The organism is Gordonia desulfuricans NBRC 100010 (assembly GCF_001485495.1).
Taxonomy (GTDB): Bacteria; Actinomycetota; Actinomycetes; order Mycobacteriales; family Mycobacteriaceae; genus Gordonia; species Gordonia desulfuricans.
In genome coordinates, this window is sequence record NZ_BCNF01000080.1 from 1 (window position 1) to 25,317 (window position 25,317).

The 25,317-nt window shown below is 66.0% G+C and carries 25 protein-coding genes; 2 read left to right on the forward strand and 23 right to left on the reverse strand.

Features of this window, described 5'->3' with window-relative positions; all coding sequences use genetic code 11:
* Positions 1-207 precede the first annotated feature (207 nt).
* The 12 genes from GD1_RS13645 to GD1_RS13700 all read right to left on the reverse strand — a co-directional run bounded on the left by GD1_RS13645 (position 208) and on the right by GD1_RS13700 (position 13,846).
* On the reverse strand, positions 208-1,284 hold the full coding sequence (locus GD1_RS13645; RefSeq protein WP_020792255.1) for an ABC transporter permease: 1,077 nt from the start codon (positions 1,282-1,284) through the stop codon (positions 208-210).
* Complete coding sequence (locus GD1_RS13650; RefSeq protein ID WP_053777340.1) at positions 1,284-2,825, reverse strand: sugar ABC transporter ATP-binding protein; 1,542 nt, start codon at positions 2,823-2,825, stop codon at positions 1,284-1,286. Before GD1_RS13650 ends, GD1_RS13645 begins: the two co-directional genes overlap by 1 nt.
* 5 nt (positions 2,826-2,830) lie before the next feature.
* Positions 2,831-4,015, reverse strand: coding sequence for a sugar ABC transporter substrate-binding protein (locus GD1_RS13655; RefSeq protein ID WP_059037610.1), 1,185 nt, complete (start codon positions 4,013-4,015; stop codon positions 2,831-2,833).
* A 190-nt stretch (positions 4,016-4,205) separates the two neighbouring features.
* Positions 4,206-4,862: an isochorismatase family protein gene (locus GD1_RS13660; protein WP_053777308.1), complete on the reverse strand. Its 657-nt coding sequence runs from the start codon at positions 4,860-4,862 to the stop codon at positions 4,206-4,208.
* Positions 4,859-6,367 (reverse strand): MFS transporter, encoded by a 1,509-nt coding sequence (locus GD1_RS13665; protein ID WP_020791452.1) that lies wholly within the window; start codon positions 6,365-6,367, stop codon positions 4,859-4,861. Before GD1_RS13665 ends, GD1_RS13660 begins: the two co-directional genes overlap by 4 nt.
* Positions 6,357-8,012 carry an amidase gene (locus tag GD1_RS13670; protein WP_053777342.1) on the reverse strand — a complete coding sequence of 552 codons (1,656 nt, stop codon included), beginning with the start codon at positions 8,010-8,012 and terminating at the stop codon, positions 6,357-6,359. The genes GD1_RS13665 and GD1_RS13670 overlap by 11 nt, the downstream gene beginning before the upstream one ends.
* Complete coding sequence (locus tag GD1_RS13675; RefSeq protein WP_059037564.1) at positions 8,009-8,998, reverse strand: carbon-nitrogen hydrolase family protein; 990 nt, start codon at positions 8,996-8,998, stop codon at positions 8,009-8,011. Before GD1_RS13675 ends, GD1_RS13670 begins: the two co-directional genes overlap by 4 nt.
* A gap of 99 nt (positions 8,999-9,097) precedes the next feature.
* Positions 9,098-10,183, reverse strand: a complete 1,086-nt coding sequence (gene rutA / locus GD1_RS13680) for a pyrimidine utilization protein A (protein WP_059037566.1) — start codon at positions 10,181-10,183, stop codon at positions 9,098-9,100.
* Positions 10,184-10,330: 147 nt separating this feature from the next.
* Entirely contained in the window at positions 10,331-11,362 is a 1,032-nt protein-coding gene (locus GD1_RS13685) for a LacI family DNA-binding transcriptional regulator (protein ID WP_053777309.1), read from the reverse strand.
* 62 nt (positions 11,363-11,424) lie between these two features.
* Entirely contained in the window at positions 11,425-12,354 is a 930-nt protein-coding gene (locus tag GD1_RS13690) for an LLM class F420-dependent oxidoreductase (protein ID WP_059037568.1), read from the reverse strand.
* A gap of 38 nt (positions 12,355-12,392) precedes the next feature.
* Positions 12,393-13,376 carry an isopenicillin N synthase family dioxygenase gene (locus GD1_RS13695; protein WP_059037569.1) on the reverse strand — a complete coding sequence of 328 codons (984 nt, stop codon included), beginning with the start codon at positions 13,374-13,376 and terminating at the stop codon, positions 12,393-12,395.
* On the reverse strand, positions 13,373-13,846 hold the full coding sequence (locus tag GD1_RS13700) for a nucleoside deaminase (RefSeq protein ID WP_053777310.1): 474 nt from the start codon (positions 13,844-13,846) through the stop codon (positions 13,373-13,375). The genes GD1_RS13695 and GD1_RS13700 overlap by 4 nt, the downstream gene beginning before the upstream one ends.
* An 86-nt stretch (positions 13,847-13,932) precedes the next feature.
* Here GD1_RS13700 and GD1_RS13705 point away from each other — a divergent pair, with 86 nt between their 5' ends.
* Positions 13,933-15,516 (forward strand): PucR family transcriptional regulator, encoded by a 1,584-nt coding sequence (locus GD1_RS13705; RefSeq protein ID WP_157079477.1) that lies wholly within the window; start codon positions 13,933-13,935, stop codon positions 15,514-15,516.
* Between the two features lie 70 nt (positions 15,517-15,586).
* Here GD1_RS13705 and GD1_RS13710 read toward each other — a convergent pair whose 3' ends face one another.
* Entirely contained in the window at positions 15,587-16,999 is a 1,413-nt protein-coding gene (locus tag GD1_RS13710; protein ID WP_059037571.1) for a purine-cytosine permease family protein, read from the reverse strand.
* A gap of 236 nt (positions 17,000-17,235) precedes the next feature.
* Here GD1_RS13710 and GD1_RS13715 point away from each other — a divergent pair, with 236 nt between their 5' ends.
* On the forward strand, positions 17,236-18,033 hold the full coding sequence (locus GD1_RS13715) for an NADPH-dependent oxidoreductase (RefSeq protein WP_059037573.1): 798 nt from the start codon (positions 17,236-17,238) through the stop codon (positions 18,031-18,033).
* Between the two features lie 61 nt (positions 18,034-18,094).
* On the opposite strand, the gene GD1_RS13720 is transcribed toward GD1_RS13715, so the two are convergent.
* The 10 genes from GD1_RS13720 to GD1_RS13760 all read right to left on the reverse strand — a co-directional run bounded on the left by GD1_RS13720 (position 18,095) and on the right by GD1_RS13760 (position 25,261).
* Positions 18,095-18,568: a hypothetical protein gene (locus GD1_RS13720; RefSeq protein WP_059037575.1), complete on the reverse strand. Its 474-nt coding sequence runs from the start codon at positions 18,566-18,568 to the stop codon at positions 18,095-18,097.
* A gap of 223 nt (positions 18,569-18,791) precedes the next feature.
* Positions 18,792-19,508 (reverse strand): FAD-binding oxidoreductase, encoded by a 717-nt coding sequence (locus GD1_RS13725; protein ID WP_059037577.1) that lies wholly within the window; start codon positions 19,506-19,508, stop codon positions 18,792-18,794.
* Complete coding sequence (locus GD1_RS13730) at positions 19,505-20,101, reverse strand: sulfite oxidase-like oxidoreductase (protein WP_059037579.1); 597 nt, start codon at positions 20,099-20,101, stop codon at positions 19,505-19,507. The genes GD1_RS13725 and GD1_RS13730 overlap by 4 nt, the downstream gene beginning before the upstream one ends.
* Before the next feature lie 135 nt (positions 20,102-20,236).
* Positions 20,237-20,929 carry a tyrosine-protein phosphatase gene (locus GD1_RS13735; RefSeq protein ID WP_059037581.1) on the reverse strand — a complete coding sequence of 231 codons (693 nt, stop codon included), beginning with the start codon at positions 20,927-20,929 and terminating at the stop codon, positions 20,237-20,239.
* A 117-nt stretch (positions 20,930-21,046) separates the two neighbouring features.
* Positions 21,047-21,310: a hypothetical protein gene (locus GD1_RS13740; protein ID WP_157079478.1), complete on the reverse strand. Its 264-nt coding sequence runs from the start codon at positions 21,308-21,310 to the stop codon at positions 21,047-21,049.
* 99 nt (positions 21,311-21,409) lie between these two features.
* A complete protein-coding gene (locus tag GD1_RS24745) occupies positions 21,410-21,562 on the reverse strand; it encodes a hypothetical protein (protein ID WP_157079479.1) in 153 nt (50 codons plus the stop codon).
* Entirely contained in the window at positions 21,562-22,797 is a 1,236-nt protein-coding gene (locus tag GD1_RS13745) for a phosphotransferase family protein (RefSeq protein WP_059037585.1), read from the reverse strand. The genes GD1_RS24745 and GD1_RS13745 overlap by 1 nt, the downstream gene beginning before the upstream one ends.
* Before the next feature lies 1 nt (position 22,798).
* Positions 22,799-23,311 (reverse strand): DUF7064 domain-containing protein, encoded by a 513-nt coding sequence (locus GD1_RS13750; protein ID WP_059037587.1) that lies wholly within the window; start codon positions 23,309-23,311, stop codon positions 22,799-22,801.
* A 139-nt stretch (positions 23,312-23,450) separates the two neighbouring features.
* Entirely contained in the window at positions 23,451-24,311 is an 861-nt protein-coding gene (locus GD1_RS25260) for a helix-turn-helix transcriptional regulator (RefSeq protein ID WP_059037588.1), read from the reverse strand.
* The gene (locus tag GD1_RS13760) at positions 24,308-25,261 is read right to left on the reverse strand and encodes a helix-turn-helix transcriptional regulator (RefSeq protein ID WP_162128860.1); all 954 of its coding nucleotides are present in this window, start codon (positions 25,259-25,261) and stop codon (positions 24,308-24,310) included. The genes GD1_RS25260 and GD1_RS13760 overlap by 4 nt, the downstream gene beginning before the upstream one ends.
* Positions 25,262-25,317: the final 56 nt, after the last annotated feature.

The following is a 25,317-nucleotide window of genomic DNA, read 5'->3' on the forward strand; positions in this document are numbered from 1 at the left end:
GACTCGGGACCTCGCCGTTCCGGCTCGGTCCCGGCTCAATCATCGGAGGAGGGTTCCCGCTCAATCAGCCACTGGCCGTTGCTGGTTGAGCCGATGAGGAGCGAAGCGACGAGACGTGTCGAAACCTCTGTCGGCCGACGTCGTCGACGTGACCACCTCGGAGGTGGTCACCGCCCCCCGCGACCAGCGGTGATTTCGACACCTACCTCACCTACGTGCAGGGGCTTTGGTGGTCGACCGGCGACGTACAGCCCCCGACAATGCGACCGCCATGATCAGCGCCCCACCGTAGAACAGCTGCTGCACAAAGCTGGCCACACCGAGCATCTGCAGTCCCACGACACCCGCGGCGAGAAAGTACACCGCGAACAAGGTCCCGACGGCATTGAACCGGCCCGGGATGATCGCGGTCGCACCAAGGTAGGCGGCGGCGAATGCCGGCAGCATGAACGACTGCCCCGACGACGGGTCGGCGCCACTGAGCATGCCCGCGTAGATGATGCCCGCGATACCGGCGATACCCGATGAGGTGACCAAAGCGCCTGCCCGAATCCGATCGACGTGCAGTCCACTGAGTCGTGCGACGGCCGCACCCCGGCCGACGAACAGCAGTCGGCGGCCGACCGGGGTGAACTGGAAGATCAACGCGACGATGACCACCAGGACCAACGCATAGTAGAACTGCAACGACACCCCGAAGACGCGAGTACCGACGGTTGCCTCGACGAGTGCCGAATCAATTCCCGTGACCGAAGTGGACTTGGAGATCCACTGCACTACACCGAGTACCACGGTCCCAGAGCCCAGAGTGGCAATGAACGAATCGATCTGGAGCCGCACGACAAGGAACGCATTGATCAGACCGACCACCAATGTCGCGATCAGCGCAACTATCACTGCCGAACCGAGGGACCAGCCATGCTGGACGTTCAAGACCGCGATCATCATGGCAGACAGGGACATCACCGAAACGCTCGACAGGTCGAACTCGCCTGCGGTGAGCGGCACGATCAGACCCAGCGCCAAGATCAGCAGTACGGCCTGTGACCCCAGGATGTTCTGGATGTTGCTCGCAGTCGGGTAGACCTCCGGTTTGAGGATCGAGAAGAAGGCGAACACCACCACCAGCGCCGCAACCAGTGCGTAGCGTTCGAACAGTCCGTTCCCGCGCAGGTACCGTCGTGGGGACTTCGGCTCGGCGACGACGAGATCGGTGGTCTTCGAGACCGCGGTGTCGGCGGCTGCAGCACCGCCCGACGTAGGCGAAGAGACTTCGGTGGGCATCAGACGTTCACAACCTCTCGGGTCGAGCTGAGCACGGTATCTGAGATCGTTCGTTTGGCGATGTCGCTCCCGGTGAGCTCGGTGACGATGTCGCCGTTCGCCATGACCAAGACGCGATCACACAGAACCGCGAGTTGCTCATAATCGGAGCTGGCCACCATGATGGCCGCGCCGCCGTCTGCGGTGGCGCGGAGGAGTTCGAAGATGCGGGCACGCGCGCCCACATCGACGCCCTGGGTCGGTTCGGCGAGCAGTATCAGTCTCGGATCGAGCTGCAACCACTTGCCGAACAGTGCTTTCTGTTGATTTCCACCCGACAGCGAACCATATGTTGCAGAGGGATCCCGCGGACGGACGTCACACGTCTCCGCGATCCGCATCGCGACGGTCTTCAGGTGTCGAGGCCGCACCAACCGAGACAACACCGGAAGCGTGACGTTGTCGGCGACCGACAGTTCGGGCGCACTCCCCTCGACCTTTCGATCTGGCGGGATGTACACCACTCCGGCTTCGAGTGACTCGATCGGACTCACCGATACCAGCGCAAGGGTGTGCTCACCCACCGACAGTTCGCCGCCGTCGGCCCGGCTCGCGCCATAGAGCGCGGGCAGTACGTCGTCATATCCCGATCCTGCGATGCCGGTGATCCCGACGATCTCACCGGGATGGACACTCAGATCTACCGAGTTGACGCGGTCGCAAGACAGTTCCCGGACACGGGCGAGTGCGGCCACCCCGTTGAAATCCCTAGGCGCATTATGGCGCTCGTCTGCAACGGCGGACCCGACGATGAGCTCGATCAGGCTCTCGGTGTCCAGCGAGGATGTCGAGTGCGTCCCTTGTGGCTTGCCGTCCCGCAGGATCGTCACCCGGTCGGTATGCGTCAGAACCTCGTCGAGGTCGTGCGAAACGAACAGCACTGCGGCTTTGCGGTCCGCGATGATGTTACGCACCACCGAGAACAACAGGTCCGTACCCTCACGGGGCAGGAACACCGTGGGCTCGTCGAGTACGAGCAGAGTGCGTCTGTCGTCCAGCTCGTCCACCGCACGCATCAACGCCAGCAGCGCCTTTTCGGTAGCACTGAGCGCCGACACCGGTTCCGCCGGATCGATGTCGATACCGTATGTGGCGAAAAGGTCTTTGGCATAGTCACGTTCGCGACGCCAAGAGATCCACGGCGACGAGCCGGCGACAACCTGGCCGACCCGAAGGTTCTCCACCACAGACAGATCCGGTACGAGCGCGAGATCCTGATGCACAAAGCTGATCCCGAGTTCCCGAAACCCCCCGGCACTGATCGGCAAGGCGATATCTCGACCTCGAACCTGCAGCGACGAGCCGGGATCCGGTTCGTGGAATCCGGCCAGAACTTTGATCAACGTGGACTTACCGGATCCGTTCTCACCGAGTAGTCCGTGGACCTCCCCGGCATGAATGGTCATTCCCACGTTGTCCAAGACCCGGTGGGTGCCGAAGGTCTTCGACAGCCCGACGATGTTGACCACCGGGTCCCGCTCCACCCGGGCAGTCGGTGACATGCCGGTCACGGAGCGCCCCACAGCGCCTCGTAACCCCTCACATATGCGTCGCCGTAGCCCTTCCCGGCAACCGGCGGAGTACCGAACGCGTCGATGTTCTCGGCGGTGATCACTTTCAGTGGCGTCTTCTCTGCGCCATCGGCGACCGGCGGCAAGCCGTTGAGAAGCCGTCCGACCTGGTCCAGCGTTGCCCACGCAAGCCACGGAATCGACTCGCCGACATTCATTGTCACGATGCCCTCATCCTGCTGGATCTTGAGGACAGCGGGCGTTCCGTTCACCGACGAGATCTGCACCTTACCCTTGGCGCCGGCAGCCTGGATTCCTGCCTGTGCGTATAACGACATCGAATCATAGATGGGCAGAACGAAATTGATCGAGGGATCGGCCGAGAGCGCCGACTGGATCTCCGGCTGGATCTTGGTGGCCCAGTCGGCAACCGGAACGTTCACCACCTTGTAGGTACAAGCCGGGCAGTTCTTGGATATCTCGTCCTCCATCGCCACCACTTCTGCCTTCGCCGGCGGCACCTCGTCGGAAGTGATGATGATGGCATTGCCCTTGCCTTCGGTCTGGGTGATCATCCAGTCGACCGTGAGCCGGTTGGCTTCTCGCAGAGGAGCATCGGTGTAGGCCGCGATCAGTGGCTGCAGGTCTTCGGGCATCTGCTCGCCGGTCAGGATGGTGTGACTGAGGACCACCGGAATGTCCGCGGCCTTGGCCTTCTCCAGAGCCGGCTTGATCAGCGATGCATCGATGCCCTGCGAGAGCACGATCACGTCGACTTTTTGATTCACGGCCTGCTCGACGCCCATCGACCACTGGGTTGGCTGCCCCTGATTGGTGTACTCGATCCACGTGGCCCCGTACCGCTCGGCCACCTTCTTCGATTCCTCGTCGACCGCGACGTTGTACGGGTTCTCACTGCTGGTGGGAATCGCGAAGATGGTCTTCCCTGCGATGTTCTTCATCGGGAACGCCGGTGCGTCCAAGGTGAATTCGGGATCCCCGGAGTACTTCGCCAATTGCGCCGACGCGGCTTCTATGCCTGCCTTGATGTCGGCCTCCGATGCGTCGGATCCCGATGCACCGCCGCTACATGCCGCCAGGGACAGGGCAGCGCTGATGCTCACCGCCGCAAACAGACTACGACCGACTCGTCGGGTGGATGGGGATGCTGCTGTGGACATGAACATGGAACTCCTGCGCGATGAGAGGTGGAAGGAGGGTGACATCCAGCAGGATCGTGACGACGTAGGCACATCACCAGACTGGCATGACTTCGAATGTCTTCTGACTTCGAATGTATCGAATGCATGTTGCGTCTACCGACGAGATTGTGTGCGTTGTGTAAACGCCGGACCCCCGCCCAGATGTGGTCTACGCGTCAGGGACTGCGAGTCCAGCCACGTACTCAGAGACTCGCGAGAGTGGCCAGACTTCTGCCATTTTCTGTTGCATATCAAAGAGATTCGATCGGTGGATGACATCATCCCGATCACCCACAGCATCCTCGACGACGATTGGGACAAATCCGTTCTGCATGGCATCCAGCGTTGTCGCGCGCACACATCCACTGGTGGAGAGTCCTGCGATGAGCACCGTGTCGATCCGATCAGCATTGAGCGACGACGCAAGGTGCGTCCCGAAGAAGCCACTCGCGTACTTCTTGGTGATGACCAACTCGCCAGGACGCGCCTCGAGCCCGTCGATCGGTTCGGCGAACGGGCTTCCCTCACAGAAGGCCTGCAGAGTTCCGGACTTCCGGAAGAACAGTCCCGCGTCACGGCCATCAGCACGTAGTCGTACCTCGGTGAAGATCACCGGGATGCCGCGCTCGCGGGCGAGTTCCACCAACGCCCGCATGGCCTCGGCCGCGGCCTCCACACCGGCGTACAGCGGACAGTCGACGTCCACATAGGCGCGCGCCGGATCCACCACGATCACCGCCGGGCGGTCCCCGGGCTCCAGCGGCAGCCCGAACCCGGCCTTGGCATAGTCGGCGGCCTGCGCGGCTCGCCCATCACCGATGGTCATACTGGCTCCTTCACAGAGATCGGGTCATCGTCATCGAGGTCGACCGGCGTGACGGTGACCGGGGTTCGAGGAAACATCAGGCACACCAGGACTCCGATGGCGGCGACCACGGTCAGGACCAGACCACCCCACCGAAGATTGCCGATCAGAACCCCGATGTCGGCCGCGCCGAGCGAATCGGTCGCCCCCGCGTAGGTGGCCTCGCGAGCACTCGCCCCGAGTCCGATCGTGGCGATGGACAGGATCAGCGCGGTGCCGAGAAGATTGCCCACGTTCTGCAGCATCGATCGCAAACCGTTCGCGATTCCCCGTCGTTGCGGGTCCACGGTCAGCATCAGCGCGCTCGTGCTGGGTGTCATGAACAATCCGATACCCATACCGATCAACGCAAGACACAGGGCCGAGGCCCATCGGGGCGTCGAGTCCGGCGTCAGCAGCAGCGTCATGCCGCCCAATCCCATGGTGATCAAGACGAGCCCGATCGCCATCAGCGTCCGCGGGCTGTACCGATTCACCACCGATCCGGCCACCGATGCCGCCAGCACGGTACCCAGGGCCACCGGCATAACCAGGATTCCGGCAACGAACGGTGAGGTTCCTTCTGCTGCCTGCTCGAACAGCGAGATGATCAGTGGAACAGCGTATGTGGTGACAGCCGTGAGAAGTGCCGCCACCATGATGATGCCGACCCGCCGATCCCGAAAGAGGGTCAGATCGATGAGCGGTTCACTCCGCCGGACAAACCACGCGACCATCACGACGGCAAGCACCATCGATCCCGTGCCGTACACAAATGGCATCCATGCGGGCCCGGACAAGCCCGGGGTCAGGGCGAGGACGATCCCTGTCAAGAGTGTTGTGGACAGCAGTGCACCCACTACATCGAAGTGTTCGCGCCGACGTCGGACCCGAGGCGAACGCGGGATGACCAGTACCGAGGTGACGGTGGCGATCACCGCGAGCGGAGTCACCACGAGGAACAGTCCGTGCCAGCCGAGCAGAGCCGTGGCAGCACCCCCGATGAGCGGACCCACGACCTGCCCGAGCGCCGCAACGGTGGCGTTCCACCCGAGCGCGCGGCCGAGTAGATGTGTCGGAAAGACATCGGTGAGCAGGGCGGTGTTGTTGGTGACCACTGCACCCGCCCCGACACCCTGCAGGATTCGTGCGACTATCAGCCACTCCGCCGACGGTGCGAACACACACGCCGCACTCGCCACCGCGAACACCGCCAGTCCACCGAGGTACAACGGCCTTCGGCCCACGATGTCGGCCAGTCGTCCGAACACGAGGATCAGGGCGGTCGTGACCACCATGTAGCCGAGCACGATCCACGTCGATTGTGCTGGAGTCGCCGAGAGCTCACGGGTCAACGTGGGCAAGGCCACGGTCAGGCCACTCATCGAGATGAAGACCGCCAGCACCCCTATGCTCGTGGTGGCGAACACCAGCCACGGGCGTGAATGTCGCTGCACTGCAACATCTACCGCCAGGTCATCGGTCATCGAAGCGACGCTGGTGGTGCGTGGTGAGGGTCTGGAACACCGACGCGAGCCCGAGCACGGCATCGTCGGCCCAGGGGCGGCCGACGATCTGCATTCCCACCGGCAGGCCCGCCGATGTTCCGGCGGGGATCATCACGGCCGGCAGTCCCAGGTAGTCGAAGGGTCCGGTGTTACGGCCGATCATCGCCTGCATGGGAATCCGGTCACCGTCGACCTCGATCCTCAGGTCGGACAATTCGGGAGCGACCCCACCGACACCCGGAGTGATCAGCAGGTCCACCGCACCAGCATCGAAGGCGGCGATCGTGTCACGCAGCGCACCGGCCCGGCGGCGCAATGCCCGGAGGTAGTCGACCGCCGACGGCACCCCACCTCGAACGATCCGGACCTGCATGCCGAGGTCGTGGTCGGCGAATCGGTCGGCGACGGCTTCTTGGTTCGATGCCAACTCGCTCGTGAGGATCACGGTCAGCTCGTCATGGATCAACCGCATGGACGGCAGATCCACGTCGACGATCTCCACTCCCGCCGTGGCGAGTCGTCCGATCGCCTGGTGCCAGGCCTGACGCACGCCGGAATCACAGAGGTCGGTGAACCAGCGGGTGGGTACTCCGACTCGCTGTGCACCGACGGACGGCCGTCGGTCAGGCGAGAGCGACTGCGACCTCACCTGGTCCCACACCTGGGTCGGCGAGCCGGTGGCATCCCCGGCATCCGTACCGAGCAGATGCGGCAGCACGAGACGTAGGTCGTCGGCACACCGGGCCATCGGCCCGACGTGGTCGAGACTCCACGCCAACGAGACGACCCCGGTCCGCGGAACCAGCCCGTAGGTGGGTTTCAGACCGGACAATCCGCACAGCGCACTCGGCACCCGGATCGATCCGCCGGTATCGGTGCCGAGGGCGAACGGCACCAGTCCTGCGGCAAGCGCACCGGCCGATCCGGTCGACGACCCGCCAGTCCAGCGATCGGTGTCCCATGGGTTGCGGACCACGCCGTATCGGGCGTTGACCGGTGCACCGCAGGCGAACTCCGTCGTCGCGGTGATCAATGCGGGAATCGCGCCTGCGGCACGGAGCCGGGCGACGACCACGGCGTCCCGAGTGGCGATCCGATCACCGGTGACAACCGAACCGGCCGTGACCGGCGCCCCGGCCACGTCGATCATGTCCTTGACACCGAAGAAGACACCTTCCAGCGGCCGGGCGGTGCCGCTGCGCCATCGGCGATCCGCCTCGGCGGCGAGCTCGTCGAGACCATCGATCACAGCAAGGACCGCACCCGGAGCCAGTTCTGTTCTATCCCAGCGGGTTCGGAGTACGGACAGGACATCCACAACGGCTGCGCGGCCAGATGCATAGGCGTGCAGTAGTTCTCCGACGCCGAGATCATGAAAGGGAACGTCGGGCCGCATGGGTGTCGGCGGGACCGGCAGTCCCGGAAACCGGCCGGGCACGGATGCGCCGTGCAACACCGCGATGAAGTCGATGGGCTCCGAACCCGGCGCATCCGGTGCCGACGGCAATGGGCTGCTGCGTGAGGTTTCCAGCACCTCCGTCATGTCAGCGGTCGCGGCAGGAAGCAGTTCGTCGGGTGATGATGCGCTACCACGGGTCAGATCGGGATAGTACGGAGCGGTCACCACCGACCCCCAGACGTGGCCAACCCTTGGATCGACATCGTGCCGGCCGCCACCCCGATCGGATTCGGGGTGAGGGATCTGTCGGACAGAGCGGCGAGCTGGTGCATCACCTCGGGGCGACGATCACGCATAAGCGGAAAGGCCACACGCGTGCGCGTCACCTCATCGAGGTCGACGGTCGCGCGCAGTACGGCACCGGCCTCGTGTGCGGGCGCCTGGGCGACGATCGTGCCGTTCGGTGCGATCACGCACGACAGGCCGAAGTACGAGACCGTGGTCCCGTCGAGGTGTTCTGGTCCGCCACGGTTGGCGGCGATCACCCATGTCTGTGATTCCATTGCGCGCGTCTGCAACTCCGCGAGAAACAGCGCCTCCCGGGTTCCCAGGGACGAGACGATCGCGAGCATCACCTCCGCACCGGCCAACCGGGCGACGCCCCAGTACTCGGGAAAACTGCGGTCATAGCAGATGACGGCACCGAAACGGGTGCCGAGAAGGTCGACGGTCACCGGGGCCGGCCCAGGTGCGAAGTGGTACTTCTCGTCGATGTCGATGTCGCCGACCTTGGAGGCCGGAAGCGACAGCTTCCGGTACGCCGGCGTCAGCTCACCTGTCGCAGTGTGCCAGTCCACCACGTCACCATCGGCGGTGAGGATCGCAACCGAGTTGTGCGTGGTCCCGTCGACGGTCCGCTCGAACATCCCGAAGGCGATCGCCGTGCCGCATTCCCGCGCGACATCGGCCAGTATCGCAGTTGCCGGTCCAGGAATCGGTTGCGCCCAACCCGATCGGTCGACCTCGTGGGTGGTGCAGAAGTAGGGGGTGGTGATGAGTTCGGGCAGGACCACCAGATCGGGAGCTCCCTCATCGGCGGTCGGGGCGGCAGCCGTCCGGACCAGATCGGCCAGCGTGGCCATGTTGGCGTCGATGTCCTCGACGAGGCCACCGGCCTGGGCGATGGCGATGGCGATTGTGCGGGAAGACATGTCGGGGAGTCCTTCGGCAAAGAGGTGTGGCGAGCGATCATCGTCGCACCGCCCGCCACACCGTCGTGAGTGGAGATCGTTCAGAGAAGGTCTCGTCGACTATGCCGCCGGCTCGATGACCTCCTTGCGGCTCATCATGAGCGGCTGAATTCGGGTGCCGAAGTTCTCGATTCCCTCGAGGAAGTCGTCGAAGGTCAGCATGATGCCCTTGATTCCGTCGATCTCGGCGATCTCGTCGAGCATCCCGGCAACGGTCTCGAACGAACCGACCAGCGTTCCCATGTTGAAGTTCACAGCCCCCTCGGGCAGAGAGATCGTGCGAGCGGTGGATTCGCCGTCGGCCTCGGTGTCGGCGGCAGACTGGTCGGCCATGTAGCCGAGGGCCGCGAGGTCGGCGTTGTCGTGGTAGTCCTTCCACCGCGCCTGGGCTTCTTCATCGGTCTCCGCGGCGATGATCATGAACAGGGTCATCGCGCCGACATCACGTCCGGTCGTGGCGGCGGCCTCCACCAGGGTACTTGTTGCCTCGGAAATCGCTGTGGGCGTGTTTATCCCGGTCCCCATGATGAAGTTGTAGTCGGTCATCTCAGCGGCGAACTTCATCCCCGACTTCGACTGTCCGGCCGCAACGATCGGGGCCGTGCCACCCGTCGGGCGCGGAGACAGGACACAGTTGTCCATCGTGTAGTACTCGCCCTTGAAGTTGCTGACACCATCTGCCCACAGTTCCTTCATGACGGTCACGTACTCGGTGGCCTGGTCGTAGCGGTAGCCGAAGTACTCCTCCCCCGGCCACAGCCCCATCTGGGTGTATTCGTTTGGCGCCCAGCCGGTCACGATGTTCACGCCGAAACGCCCCGGAGCGATCGAATCGATGGTCGAGGCCATTCGGGCCACCATGGCCGGCGGAAGGGTGAGGATCGGAGTGGAGGCGAACAGCTTGATGCGCTCGGTCGCCGCAGCCAGACCGGCCATCAGCGTGAACGATTCGAGGTTGTGGTCCCAGAACTCGGTCTCGCCGCCGAAACCCTTCAGCTTGATCATCGAGAGTGCGAAGTCGAGTCCGTAGTGCTCTGCACGCTGGACGATCTCCTTGTTGAGCTCGAACGACGGCATGTACTGCGGAGCACTCTTGGAGATGAGCCAGCCGTTGTTGCCGATGGGAATGAAGACGCCGATATCCATGGGAGTGCTCCTGACGATCGAGGTACAGAACGGAGATAGGGGAAGTGAGGAGAGAAGATGACCCGCCTCAGCGCCGGTCGTGACTTCGAATGTATTGATCGTCATTTACGCGCCCATGGCCCCACTGTTTCGAAGATGTTTCCTTCGCTACGCGCTGTTCTCCGGTGCCGTGCCCACACTCCCGCGCCGAACCCAGCCGACCTCGAACTCCCGGTGCACCGGCGCACCCGTGGCACCGTCAATTCGTGCGAGCAGCAACTCGGCTGCCGCAATTGCCATGTCCTCCAATGGCTGTCGCACGGTGGTCAGATCGAGTAGCGACCAGCTCGCGATGTCGAGATCGTTGTATCCCACCACCGAGACATGATCCGGAACACTCATCTGCAACCGTTTCGCGGCATCGAGCGCCCCGAACGCCACATAGTCGGTGATACAGAAGATCGCTGTCGGCGCCTGCGGTCGCGCCAGCAGCTCCAGGCCACCGTCGAGTCCGGTCTTGGCATCGACCGGACCGCGCGCGACAAGGGACTCGTCGAGGTCGATCCCATGCGCGGCCAACCCTTCCCGGAAACCCCGTTCACGGAGCACCACGCTCGGGTTGGTGAGCGGACCCGAGATCAGACCGACGCGTCTGTGCCCCAAAGCGACGAGGTGGTCTGCGACCAGGCGCCCTCCACCCACGTTGTCTGAGGTGATCCGGTCCACCCGGTGCGCCTGGCTCTCGTCGACGTCACGATTGAGGATCACCAGCGGCATCTTCCAGTCGATCATCTCGGTGACGATCGGTGAATCCTTGCGGGCCGAGATGAAGACGATTCCATCCACCAGCCCGCCGCGCAACGCTTCGATGTCCTTGCCGATCTCCCCGCGTTCGCGGTCGTTCATCAGCAGCACGCGATAGTCATCACGGGCGAAGCGGTCTTGCAACGTGTTCACGAGCAATGGAAACGACGGGTTGCGCAGATCACCGGTGATCACCGCGATCGCGGCCGACCGGCGTGTGATGAGGTTGCGCGCGGCGACGTGCGGGACGTAGCCCATCTCCTTGGCGAGAGCCTGGATCGCGTCCCGCGTCTCCTGGATCACGCGTGGGTCGTTTCGCAATGCCCGCGACACCGTTGACTGCGAGACGCCGGCCCGCTTGGCCACGTCGTAGCCGGTGATGTGTTTGCCGCGCATTCTGGCAGTCTAGGGGCAGGTCTCCGGCCCGCCCCACGACGCGCAACCGCTTGGAGACCCGATCACCCTCCGACGTTCGGGACGACCTCCGCGGCGACGAGATCGAGGTGGTCGAGATCGTCGAGGTCGAGCACCTGCAGGTACACGCGGGTGGCGCCGAGTGCTCGGTAGGCCTCGATCTTGGCGACGACCTCGTCGGGAGTACCGGCGGCACCGTTCTCGCGCAGCTCGTCGACCTCGCGACCGATGGCGGCGGCACGGCGAGCCAGCTCGTCCTCGGTACGGCCGCAGCACAGCACCAGCGCCACCGAGTAGGTCAGGTCGTCGGCGTCGCGGCCCACCTGTCCGCAGACCTCACGAACGCGGGCGTACTGACCGGCGACGGCGTCGAGCGACTGGAACGGGATGTTGAACTCGGTGGCGAACCGCGCCGCGAGCTCCGGGGTACGGTTGCGGCCCATCCCGCCGACGATCACCGGCACTCGCTCCTGCGTCGGCTTCGGCAGGGCCGGGGAGTCCTGCACGGTGTAGAACTTGCCGGCGTGGTCGAAGGTGCTGCCGACCGGCGTCTGCCAGAGTCCGGTGATGATCTCCAGCTGCTCGGTCAGTCGGTCGAATCGCTCGCCGAGGCCGGGGAACGGGATGCCGTAGGCGGTGTGCTCGGCCTCGAACCAGCCTGCGCCGAGACCGAATTCGACACGCCCGCCGCTCATCTGGTCGACCTGGGCCACCGAGATGGCCAACGGTCCGGGGTGCCGGAAGGTGGCGGAGGTGACCAGGGTGCCGAGCCGGATGGTCGACGTCTCTCGGGCCAGACCGGCCAGGGTGAGCCACGCGTCGGTGGGTCCGGGCAGACCGTCGGCGTTCATCGCCAGATAGTGGTCCGAGCGGAAGAACGCGTCGAAGCCGAGGGCCTCGGCCCGCTTCGCCACGGCGAGCAGCTGATCGTAGGTGGCGCCTTGCTGGGGTTCGGTGAAGATACGAAAGTCCACTCGCCCCAACATACGCGGGCGAGTGGATCTCGGTTCGATCAGCCGACGGTGATCGCGTCCAGCCGTTCCTTGATGAACTCTCCGGACACCACTGGCGGCCGCCCGCCGACCTTGCCCACCGGCGGTTCGAGCGGGGTCACGACGGCGTCGTGGTCGAGTTCGTAGAAGAAGATCAACGACACCAGGTCTTCTTCCGGTGCATCGGGTTGCGGCGGCAGGACACGATGGCGCCCGGCCGGCCAACGGCCACCCGACCAGTATTCGAGCAGGTCACCGATGTTCACGGTCAGCGCCGACGGATCGTACGGCGCATCCGCCCAACCACCCTCGTCGCTGTAGACCTGCAGGCCACCGGCCCCGGGCTCGCGGTCGAGGATGGTGACCGTACCGAAGTCGGTGTGCGGGCCGATCCGGAACTGACCCGGCTCCGGCTCGCCGACCACCGCCATCGGCGGATAGTGATTGATGTTCGACGTCCACGTGGAGTTGCCGGCGAGGTCGGCGAACGGATTGTCTGCCGGGGCCGACCCCAGGGATGCCGCCATCAGCGCGAGCAGGTCGTCGGAGAGCGCCTTCATCTGCGACGTCCACGCGGTGAACAGCTCACGCAACTTCGGCACCTCGGCGGGCCACACGTCGGGAGCGAACCAGTAGTCGTCGATCTCGGGGATACCCACCGGTGTCTGCGCACCGGAGTTGTAGGTCTCCTTCAGATCCGGCGGGGTCTCGGTGCCCTCCGAGTAGCCGTTGGCCTCCAGACCGGGACCGATCCAGCCCCGCCCGCCCACGGTCACCGCATACCGGGACTTGACGTCGTCGGGCATCGCGAAGAACTGCCGCGCGGTCGCACGCAACGCGGCCGGCAGTCCCGGATCGATACCGTGGCCGGTGACCAGCAGGAAGCCGGCCTTCTGCAGCGACTCGTCGACGTCGGCACACACCTTGGCGGCCGCCTCACCGCCGGCGCGCCACTGCGACAGGTCGACGGTCAGGATCGGGCTCGCACCCGCGGCGCCGGTCACTTCGCCTCCTCGTGATCGACGACGCCGATGTCCTCGTTCCACACGGCCGGATGGTTCTCGATGAACTCACCCATCATGGCCACGCAGCGCGGATCGTCGACGACGGTGACGTTCACCCCGAGCTCACGCAGCCAGTCCTCGCCACCGGCGAAGTTGCGGTTCTCACCGATGATCACCGAACCGATGCCGAACTGGCGGATCAGGCCGCTGCAGTACCAGCACGGCGCCAGGGTGGTGACCATGATGGTCGACGAGTAGTCACGCTGGCGGCCGGCCGCACGGAAGGCGTCGGTCTCACCGTGAACGGACGGGTCGTCCTGCTGCACACGACGGTTACGCCCCTCGCCGAGCAGCGTTCCGTCGGCGGCGAACAGGGCCGCGCCGATCGGGATTCCGCCCTCGGCCAGGCCGGTCATGGCCTGGTGATAGGCGGTGTCGAGCAGGGTCACCGGATCAGGGATGGCGGTCATCATTCGAGGATCCGCCCCCGACGACGCCGCAGCAACCGACAGTTCGTCGCCTCGCGGCCAGGTCTCGACGTGCATATCGTCTATCCATGCGCGACACCACCGGCACCCCCACCCTGCGAGAGGTGATCGACCGCCACCTGGCGGCCTCCGACCCACGGGTGCTGACCGCCCACGACCGGCTCGACGTGGCCGTGTCGTGGGTGCACTCGAGCGAGATCTTCGAGATCGGCCCGCTGTTGTCGGGTGGCGAACTGCTGCTCACCACCGGCCTCGGGCTGGCCGGACTCGACGCGGGCATCCGCCGCCACTACATCCGCGACCTCGCCGAACGCGGTGTCGCCGCCCTGGCCTTCGAGATCGGCCGGACCTTCGACGAGGTGCCCGAGGAAATGATCCGTGAGGGCTCGGCGGTGCACCTGCCGATCATCGAGCTGCGGACGGTGGTGCCGTTCATCGACGTGTGCCGCGCCGCGAACACCGCCATCGTCTCCGACGAGGTGGCCGGCCTGCGACTGCGCAGCACCCTCGACGCCCGGCTGCATGCGGCACTGACCGCCTCGGGCGGTACGGCGGCGATGATCACCCACATCGCCGACGCGACCGGATGCCCGATCGTGCTGGTCGGCGCCGGCGGTGCGCTGCTCGCCGCGCACGGCGCCGACGACGACCGCGCCGCATGGCGTCTGGTCGACTCCGCGATCGCCTCGATGCCGATCACCGTGCGCGACCGGGAGATCGGCACCCTGTACGCGGGACCCCGTGCAGATCAGCAGGTTTCGGGACCCGAGGACCCGGATCAGATCACCGAGCTACTGGGTGTCGGTGCGGGGCCGGTCGGCGCCGCACTCACCCGGTCGGGTCCCGGCCGCTCGGCGATCGGCGCCCGGCTGGTCGCCGAGTTGCTCGACGGGCGTCCGGTGCGCCGGGCCGACCTGTACGCCAGATTGACCAGTTCCGGTGTACCACTGACCGATTCATCCCATCTCGTCGCAGTCGCGATCGACGCCCCCGACCCGCGGATGGCCGAGACGGTCCTCGCCCGCGCCGACGCCACCGGCGCGGTGGTGCATGCCATCGTCGATGCCACCGTCCACGCCTTGATGGTGGTACCCGGCACCCGCGACCCCGCCGACGCCGACGCCGATCCCGTCGAGCGGACCCATCGGGCGATGGCCGCGGCCGCGGCACGGGTCGGACGGGTCACCGCCGTCGTCGGGGATGCCATCGCCGTCGGCGGATTCGACGCCGGGGCCGGGCTGTCCGGGGTACTCGCCGATGCACTGCGCACCTGCTCGGAACGGCTGTCCATCGCGATCGGGGAGCGTCGGGACGGCTCCCGTGGCGACGGCGTGTTCACCTCCCGGGAGCTGGCGGTCGACGCCGCGGCACGCACCCTGCCCGACGGGGTCGGAACGGAACTGGCCCGGCTCCTCGAACCCCTTCGCGCACATGACGAGAGCCAGTCGGCGCAGCTCGCACACACCCTCGACGTCCACCTGCGGTACGGCTGCAGCGCGACGCGCTCGGCCGCAGCCCTGCACATCGGCCGGCAGAGCCTGTATCAACGCCTCGACCGGATTCGCGGACTACTCGGATTCGATCCGACCACACCCGAGATGTACCCGTCGGTGTTGTTGGCGCTCAGCGTTCTTCGCGCACGTCCCAGCTGATCGGAGAAATGGAACGGGGTCCGGACCGCCGCCCGTCGGCGCCGGCCCGGACCCCGGGTCTGCTCCCCCTCTACCGGCCTTGCGAACTCTCGACGCGGCCGCGGGCCAGGATCACGTATCCCACGAACGCGAGCACGAACCCGACGAACGCGCCGATGTCACCGAGTTCGGGGATCGCACGCACCGCATAGCCGACAAACCGTTCCTGATTGCAGAACAGCAGGACCGATACGACGAGCGCGATCACGAATGCGGCCACACCACCCCAGTTGGTGTAGCTGCGGTCGTAGAGCAGAGTCAGGGACGGCGGCTCCTTGCGGAGCAGCCGGTCGGCGAACACGACGCCCAGCCACGGACCGATCCAGTAGGCCACCAGCAGCAGGAACGCCTCATACGACGCGGCGGCGTCGGCCAGCGCCCACCAGGCGACCAGGAATCCGACCACGCCGAAGAACACCGACACCAGCGCACGCTGCGCGCCGACCGGGAGTTTGAATCCCATCGTCACGAAAGCCATTGCGCCCGAGTACACATTGATCGCATTGGCGGCGACGGCACCCACCGCGATGGCCAGCAGCGTCAGGTTGGCGACGAAGCCGGGGAAGTTGGCGGTGAACGCCTCGGTGGGGTTGTCGGACTCGACGCCACCGATGGTCATCGACGCCGCACCCACCACCATCAGGAAGGTGGTGGCCACGAACAGTCCGGCCGAGGCGAACAGTCCGGTCTGTACTCGCGACACGGTCGGCGGCAGATACCGCGTGTAGTCGGCGGCGTAGGGGGTCCAGCCGGCGGTGTAGCCGAAGGCCGCACCCATGGTGAGCAGGAACCCGCCCATCGAGAAGCCGCCCTCTGCCGACCCCATCGCGACGTCGGCCTTGCCGAAGATGATCATCGCGCCGACCAGGAAGATGATCGCGAGGATCGGGGCGGCGAGCCGCTCGAACCGCTGCACCAGATTGTGGCCGAAGAACGCAAACGCGGTCTGGATCACGACGATCAGGACCAGACCGGCCAGCGGGGTGATCCCGCACAGGGTGGACAGCGCGAACGCACCGCTGACGCTGTTGGTGGCGAACCAGCCGACTCCACACATCACCGCCATGAACGTGGCCGGCAGGATGTTGCCCCGATAGCCGAAGCTCAACCGGCCCAACACCATCTGCGGCACGCCGTGCAGCGGCCCCTCCGCCGACAGCAGGAAGTGCGCGATCGCACCGAGCACGTTGCCGATCACCATCGCGAACACGGCCTGCCAGAACGACAGCCCGAAGTAGGCGACGGAGATGACGCCGACGAAGATGGTCGCGAACTCGAGGTTCGGCGCCGCCCACGTCCAGAACAGGCCCCGCGGCTTGCCGTGGCGGGCCTCCAGCGGGATGGGTTCGTTGCCGCCGGGCTCGACGGCCAGGACCTTGTCGCGGTAATCCGTGCGCGCAGCGTCGACGGTGCCGGCGGCCGTGGTGTCGGGAGAAGCGGTCATGGCGACACTTTGCTGCGCCACTTCGCCAGGGGCAACCGACGGATTGTCAGTCCGACCCCCGGTCAGACCCGACAGATCGGATGGATCGGCCTGGACCGTCCCAGATCCTGCGATTCCCGCGGCCGCGCGCACCGGTCTGTGATGTTCGTCGATCCGGCTGCGTCCACGGGAATCGAATCACCCCTCCGCGAGGTTTCCCACAACTGACCCCCGCCCCGACCGATCAGGAGAACGACGTGCCCGTCACCGAACGCTATGCCGATGCCACCGCAGAATTGCAGGTCACCAGCGAATCCCTCACCGTCGCGCTGGCCCATCGTTCGGTCCGCAAGTTCACCGACGCCCCCGTCGACGACGACACCCTCCACGCCGTCATCGCCGCCGCCCAGTCCGCCCCGACGTCGTCGAATCTGCAGGCGTGGAGTGTCGTCGCGGTGCGCGACCCGCAGCGCAAGGCCCGCCTGTCGGCATTGTCCGGTGACCAGCAGCACATCGTCGACGCCCCGCTGTTCCTGGTGTGGATCACCGATCTCGACCGGGCCCATCGGCTGGCGGCGCGCGCCGGTGTACCGCTGGACGGGGCGAACCACCTCGAGAGCACCCTGATCGGGGTGATCGACGCATCGCTCGCAGCACAGAACGCGGTGGTGGCCGCGAAATCGGTGGGCCTGGGCACCGTGTACATCGGGGCGATCCGCAACCATCCGCGCGAGGTGGCCGCCGAGCTCCGGCTGCCTCCGCACACCGTGGCCGTGTTCGGGATGGCCATCGGCACCCCGGACCCCACCGAGGACGCCGGGATCAAACCGCGGTTGCCGCAGAGTGCGGTCCTGCACCATGAGGTGTACGACACCGAGCGCGCCGACGCCGACATCCCGCGCTACGACGCCGCGGTCGAGGAGTACTACGGCCGATTCGGGTTGACCGGCAACTGGAGCGATCGCGTGCTGGCCCGCCTCGGCGACACCGCCGCACTGCACGGCCGGGAGAAACTGCGCGATGACCTCGAACACTTCGGGTTGTCGACCCGCTGATCGGCCCGCTCGACACGGCGGTGGCGGCCTCGGGTGAGGCCGCCACCGCCGTCGATTCTGCTCACCACAGATCGTAGGAGACAGTCACATTCGGGTATCCGGAGTCGATCTGCGGGGCGTTGATCATGTAGTGCCCGCCACCGGAGATCCCGGTCATCGCGGTGTTCACATCACCCTGCACGTCCTCGACGTTGTAGGTGGCACGCGGCCCGAGGGCACCGATCCGGTAGTTGACGAAGACCGTCTCGTAGGAGCTGTTCGGGGCGACGGTGGTCACCGTCTCACTCGCCCCCGGTGCCAGCGTCGTCCGGGGTGCCTGCACCCACTGGCCGGTGCCGGGTGTCGCCCCGGCCAGCCGCTCGGTCTGATCGGTGTGGTTGGTGATCGTCATCGCGATCGTGGGCTCCCCGGGGTGGGTGACCGGCATCGTGCCGGCACTGGCCAGTCCCGCGCCGCCCAGGGCCAGGCCGGCGGCGACACCCACGCCGGCCAGGCCGGCGATCGTGCGGTTCTTGATGCTCTTGGTGATCTTCACGACGTACTCCTCGGCCTCGGGTCCAGGCCCATCGTGGTCCGCACCGTGTGTGGTGCGTGGTCCGTGGGGTCCGGGCTCTGTGTTTCTGACATCACCGACTCTGCCGTGCCCCGCCGTGATGCGGACTCCACCGGTGGTGGGAACCGATGGCCGAGTACGGCCTCCCCCGATCGGGGGAGGCCGCAGGCCGACGTGGCCGACGAGGGCCACCGACACCGATCGGTCAGCCGAACCGTTCGGTCCGGATCCGCCCGGCGGCATGGCCGGCCGCGACCATCGCCGTCGCACAGTGCTCGACGAAGCCGTTGGTGCCGCAGATGTAGATCACCGGTTGCGCCTCCGGTGGGATCGTCGCCTCGATCAGCTCGTCGGCGGTGACCCGCCCCGGCGGGCGGGTGTCGTCCTCGGGTGCCACGCGAGTGTGGAAGATGTTGATGGGCAAGCGATTGTGCTCGGTCAGCTGTCGTAGCTCGGCGGCGAAGTACCGCCGTTCCGGTGATCGGATCGAGTAGACCAGGTTGAACCGTGTCTGCGGGGCCCAGAGTTCACGCATCCGGATCATCGACATCAGCGGGACGATCCCCGAGCCGCCGCCGATCAGCTGGACCGGCTGCGCATCCTCGATGTTCCACGTGAACCATCGACCGTGCGGGCCACTGATCTCCAGGGGTTCGCCGATCTCGACCACGTCGACCAGATATGGCGAGACCTCACCGTCTTCGGTGCGTTCGACCGTCACCTCCACGGTTCTGGTCTCCCGCACATCCGACAGCGAGTAGGCACGCGCGGTGGAATAGCCGTCGGCGGCGGTGAGCCTGATGTCGACATGTGCACCGGCTTCGGCGTGGACCGGTTCACTCAGTGCCAGTCGCAGCGTGCGTGCGGTGGGGCTCTGCCACTCGTCCCCGATCACGGTGGTGATCTGCCATGCGGTGGTCACGAGTACCGCTGCTCACGCCAGGGGTCACCGTAGGTGTGGTAGCCCCGCTCCTCCCAGAATCCTGGTGCGTCGGTAGGCATGAAGCGCAGGCGCCGAACCCATTTCGCACTCTTCCAGAAGTACAGGTGTGGCACGAGCAGCCGGACGGGACCGCCGTGCTCGGGTGCGAGGGGCTCACCGTCGAAGGTGTCGGCGAGCCACGCACGGCCATCGATCAGGTCTGCCAGGGGGATGTTGGTGGTGTATCCCCCGTAGCAGTGCGCCATCACGAACGTGTCCGGCGCCCACGGAAGGGTCGCGAGCAGATCGTCGAACGACACACCGCGCCACCGGGTGTCGAACTTCGACCAGTGCGTCACGCAGTGGATGTCGGTGGTGACGTCCTGGTGCGGCAGCGCACCGAACTGCGCCCAGTCGAGGGTGTGCGCCCGGTGATCCGACGATTGGATCGTCAACCGCCACTTGTCCAGTGGCAGAACCGGAGTGGGTTCGGCCGACAACACCGGAAAATCGAGCGTCGAGTACTGCCCCGGGGGCAGACGCTCGGCGTTGCGGTCACGGCGGCCGACGAAACCCCTGTTGACTATCGCCATGTGGCGAGTCTACGGCGTATCGCCGATTCTTCTGTGAGGGATCGATGGTTCTCACCACAAGGCGGCAATGGGAGCGATAGCACTCCCCGACAAGGACCTTCGGCCCTTCCGAACCGATTGCCGATGCGCCTGAGGTCAGATCTCCGACCCGAACCGCTCGGCCCAGCGCCGCAGTCGCTGCTCGTCGGCACCGTTGCCGGCCACCCACCCCCAAGCGCCACCGGCAGACCCACCCACCCGGTCGATGACGAGTTCGATGGCCTCCGACGGCGTCCCGAAGACCGGGTGATCGACACCGATGGCCGCGGGCAGCCGACGACGATCAGACATCCGGGCGTAGATGTGCTCGATCGCCTCCCCTGTCCGCAGGTAGTCGGCGACGATCGCCTCGGGCTCCACATCGGCCAGCATCAGGGCGATGGCGACGACGACACCGGTCCGGTCCTTGCCCGCCGCACAGTGCACCAGGGTCGACCCGTCCGGATCGAAGCTGTTGAGCGCACCGGCGATCCGCTCGGCGGAGGTGTTCAGCATCCGGTCGTACAGATCGACCAGTGACACCTCCACCAGCCGATCGAGCCGCGCACCCGAGAACACCGGGTTGTTGACCACCCGGACACCGGTACCCCACGACGCCGCGAGCTTCGCCGCCTCGGTACCGTCACGCAGATCCACCACCGTGGCCGGTGGCCACGCGATGTGGACCGGATCGGCGTCACCGAGATACGGCGCATCGCTGCGCAGCAGGATGCCCTGCCGCGTCCGGCCGCCACCCCGGACGGGTAACCCACCGAGATCCCGGCCGTTCACGATCGACTCCACGGCCATCCTCGCTCCCATCGCGCTCCACCCACTCACCTCTATTGGTCATACCATAGCCCGGTCACGGCACCCCGGACCTTTCCGGTCGGTGAAGACCCGCCGAAGTGACGGTGGAGACCACGCTCAACCCCGGGCGCCGAGGATGTCGTCGAGTGACCGGATGCTCTCCGGATGCGGGTCGAAGCCCAGCGGTCGATACCAGGACCGCTCGAACTCGACCAGCGTCTCGGAACCGTCGAGAACCGCGGTCTCCATCGCCGTCCGGACCTCGGCGTCCACCTCGGAAGCCATGACCTGCGCGACGACGGCACCCAGACGAGCGCTCGCCGCCCGAAGTTCGGCGACCTGTGCGTCGACGTTTCCGAGCAGTCCTTCCGCCTGTTCCATCGCTTCCGCCATCTGGACCGACCCGCTCGGGAGAACCACATGGAGTCCACGGGCCAGGTGCAGGCGGGCCCGCAACTCGAACCGGGCCCGCGCGTCCGATCAGTCGAGCCGGGAATGCAGGAACTCGAGGGTGCCCAAGGACAGTGCCAACTGCTCCTGCGCCATGGGATCGCCGGGATCGACCGCAGGCGCCACCACATCTCTCAGGGATTTGATCACCGCACGCAATGCGTTCTCGGAATGATCGATCATCAGATCCGCTCCTTCAGCAGGTCGATCAGCTGTCGCGACAGCACCGGGACCATGCCCCCGACCCAGGACAGGAGCACATCTTGATGCGTCTTGCCCAACCGTGAGATGCGATATGCCGTGGCCCGTGTGGCGACGATCAGCTGGTAGGTGTTGGCGATCTTGTAGTAGGCCAACCGTTCACGGTCGACGGTGAATCCCGATGCACGCTCGTACTCGCGGAGGAATTCCTCCTCGGTGAACAGACCGCAGACCAGGTAGTCACCCGTCTCGGGATCGGTGTGGCCGAAGGTGGCGTCGGTGGCCCACGCGAGATCGCGATGGCGATCCCCCAGATGGCAGTACTCCCAGTCCAGCCACGCGGTGATATCCGAGGTGCTCTCGTCGAAAAGGAAGTTCCCACTTCGATAGTCGCCATGGATGATGCTCACGTGGTCGACGACGGGCAGGTTGCGTCGAAGCCAATGTCCCGCCACGTCCATCAACGGGAGGTCTTCACCGCGGTCTTCCTCCCACACCCGCTGATAGTGGTTGAGTTTCCATTCCGCCGCCTGGGTGGTACCCGGTTCGGGCCGGTCGAACCACCGCAGGTCGAGTCGGGTGGGATCCAGCGAATGGAGGGCCGCGAGCTGGTCGACGAACTGTCGCCCCAGTCGTTTTCGGAGTTCTGGCCCGAACATGGTCCCCAGTCCGCTCACCGCACCCGAGTCGGTGGCGGTCGGCTTGGTCACACCGGAGGCGAAGTCGTAGATCAGCGCCGGCTCGGGAAACCACTCACCGGACGCGTCGAGCCATCGCACCGTGGGCACGGGTAGGACGTCGCCGACCACACCGAGGATCTCGGCCTCCTGCTTACGGCTGGTGGCGTTGAGCGATTCGGCCGGGTCCATGCGCACGACCAGGACATCGGTGACGTCGCCGCGGTGCGGATCGGTCCACTGCAGCGTCACACGCATCTGCATCTTCGAGGCACCGCCGGACAGCCATCGGCTGTCGGAGATCGTGAACGGGCCGTCGACGGTGTCGGCCAGCATCGACTCGAGATAGCCGACGAGTTCGTCGAGGGTCACCCTCTGATACTGACTCCCATTACGTCGCTGCATCTTTCGGACGAGCATGGCGTCGAGTTCGGCGTCGACCGGGAATCGACGACGCAGATCCTCGATGAACTCGGGCGACGGATCGTCACGGAGACCGAACTCGTCGAGCGAACCTGTATGCGGTTCCACGGTGGTCATGTCACGCCAACTCCAGCTCGCCGGTGATATGTCCCTTCACCTCGAAGTGGCCGTTCGCCCAGCCGTCACCATGGGTGTCGGCCGATGCCACCGAATCGGCCGCGGTGAGCAGCGCGTTCTCGGCGGGATCGTGCATGTCGAACGGATGATGGGTCGCCTCGAAGGTGAGATCGAACGCGCAGTTGTCCAGCGCGTTCTCGTATCGGAAGTGGTAGTCCCGCGGCGCATCGGACACCTTGACGCTCAGCCCGTTGGCGAGTTCGAAGTCGGAGAACGACTCCGGGCACGGCAGATGGACCTGACAGTCGGCGAGATCCATCTCGGCCGGCGACGGGCACATCCCCTGGGCGAGCGCCACCGACGACAGCGCCACACCGAGATTGGGGCGGGCCAGGACGTAGGCATTGCCCAGGATCCCGGCTTCCGGGACGCTGAAGATCAATGCGGTTGTCTCGGTCCACGTCCAGTCCTCCGGATCGCGGTCATGGAAATCGCAATCGTGTTCTTGGATCATGTTGCTTCCTTGCGAGTTCGACGTTTCGGACCCGACGGGTCACGTGCCAACAGCATCCGCCCGAACTCACGTCGCAGTGGCGCACGTCACGCGATATCCCCCAGAAGCGCCCCCAACATCACCCCAACGGAACAGCCCGTCAGTACCGCGCCGATCGGGTCACGAACTCGGCGCGGCTGCCCGCACCGCTCTTGCGCAGGATGCTCTTGACATGACTCTTGGCGGTCTCCACCGAGATCACCAGTTCGGCGGCGATCTCGGGGTTCGACAATCCCCGCGACACCAGTGTCGCGACCTCGCGTTCACGCCGGGTCAGGTCACCGAGCGCGAGACCGGGAGGCCGTCCTGCGACCGCAGGCCCCGGGTGGCCGTCATAATTCGACTGAGCTGCTGCATGTTTCACCAGTTCACTCAGTCCCCGTGCCTCGGCATCGTGTTTGGCGACACCGGCCGCGATGGCCTCGATCATCGCGAGGTACCCGGTGAGGGCCGACGACGGTGCGTGCCCACCCACGTCGACGACGATGCACTCGTCGCCGGCCCTGACGACGAGTGCGCCACGCTGCCGTGCGGCGGACACATCGACGTGACCTGCCTCGGCGACGGCCGCGGTGACCGGGTGGTGGGTGACGGCCCGCACGGCGTCGACCAGGGCCTGTCGTCGCGAGTCCCGGTCACCGGTCCGCAGCCGGGAGACCAGGAGGGAGAGCGATCCGAACAGGCGTGCATCGATCCCGTCGAGCACATCCAGCAGACACTCGTGCACGGTCAGGTACCGGATCACCCGTGCAGCCGATGCCGACCGCAGCCCGTCGGGGATCACGGTGTGCGACCGGTCCTCGTGCGCGAGGGCAGCCTCCACCTCGGCGAGGCCGGACGCCGTCTCGGCCCGGAGTTCGATGAGATCGACTGTCCCCGGGGAGCCCTCGGCCACAAGCACTTTCCCGCGGTCGGCAAGATCACGCAGCCGCTCCACCACACCGGCGGGAGCGACGGTCATCGTGTCGGCCGGGAGTCGAGGCCCGCCCGGTAGGCAGCGGCCGCGCCGGCTCTGCTCCGAACGCCCAGGGCACGATAGATGTTGCGCACGTGGGTCTTCACCGTCCCCTCGGATACACCGAGCTCCCGTGCGATCTGCACATTGGTGGCCCCCTCACAGAGCCGGCGCATGATCGAGTGCTGGCGGACCGTCAGTCCGGGATGGACATCCCGCCGGACCGACGACGGGGCGGTACCGGCCGGGCCGAGATCGGCGCGCCCGGCCAGAACCTCTTCGGCATAGGTGACGACGTCGGCGAGCCGCGTGGCCAGCTCGGCCAGATGCCGACGCCGTGCCACCCGTTCTGCGACCATCGCCATCATCTGCGTGGAGAACGTGACGCGTTCGAGATCGGCGGCGGTGGCGGGCTCGTCGAATCGGTCGGCATGGATCATGCCGACCACGGTGCGATTGCAGACCACCGGCGCGACGACGTAACCATGTGAGTCCGACACCGACATCAAGGGTTTGTAGGTCATGCTGTGCGTGTGCGGCGAGGTCACGAGGTGCGGTTCACATCCCTTGACCGCGAGTCTCTCCACCTGCGCCTGATGCAGGTCGATCGGATTGTCGAGGAGGTACTCACGGAGCCTCAGGTGGGTGTCGGCCAGGCCGTGCTCGACGAAAAGGCATGACGGCCACCATCGTCCGTCGTCGACGGTGGAGAACAGTGCGCGCCGAAACCCGAGTGCAGCGGCCACCGGGCGGAACGTGGCGTCCACCGCCTCGTCGGGAGCGCCGACATCTGCCGAGACCAGGTCGCGCATGAGTTCGGCGGTGGCGAGGATTCGGTTCACCGACGCGCGTCCGGCACCTCGACGTACCGCGTCCAGCTGCCCCAGGATGCGGTCCGCGTCCGCGAACTCTGCCGGCTCCATCTTCCCGTCGCGGATCGCACGTGCGACGTCCACCAGGAGACGCTCCGGATCGATTCGACCGGCAGCCGCCGGATCCACCGGTGCGGTCC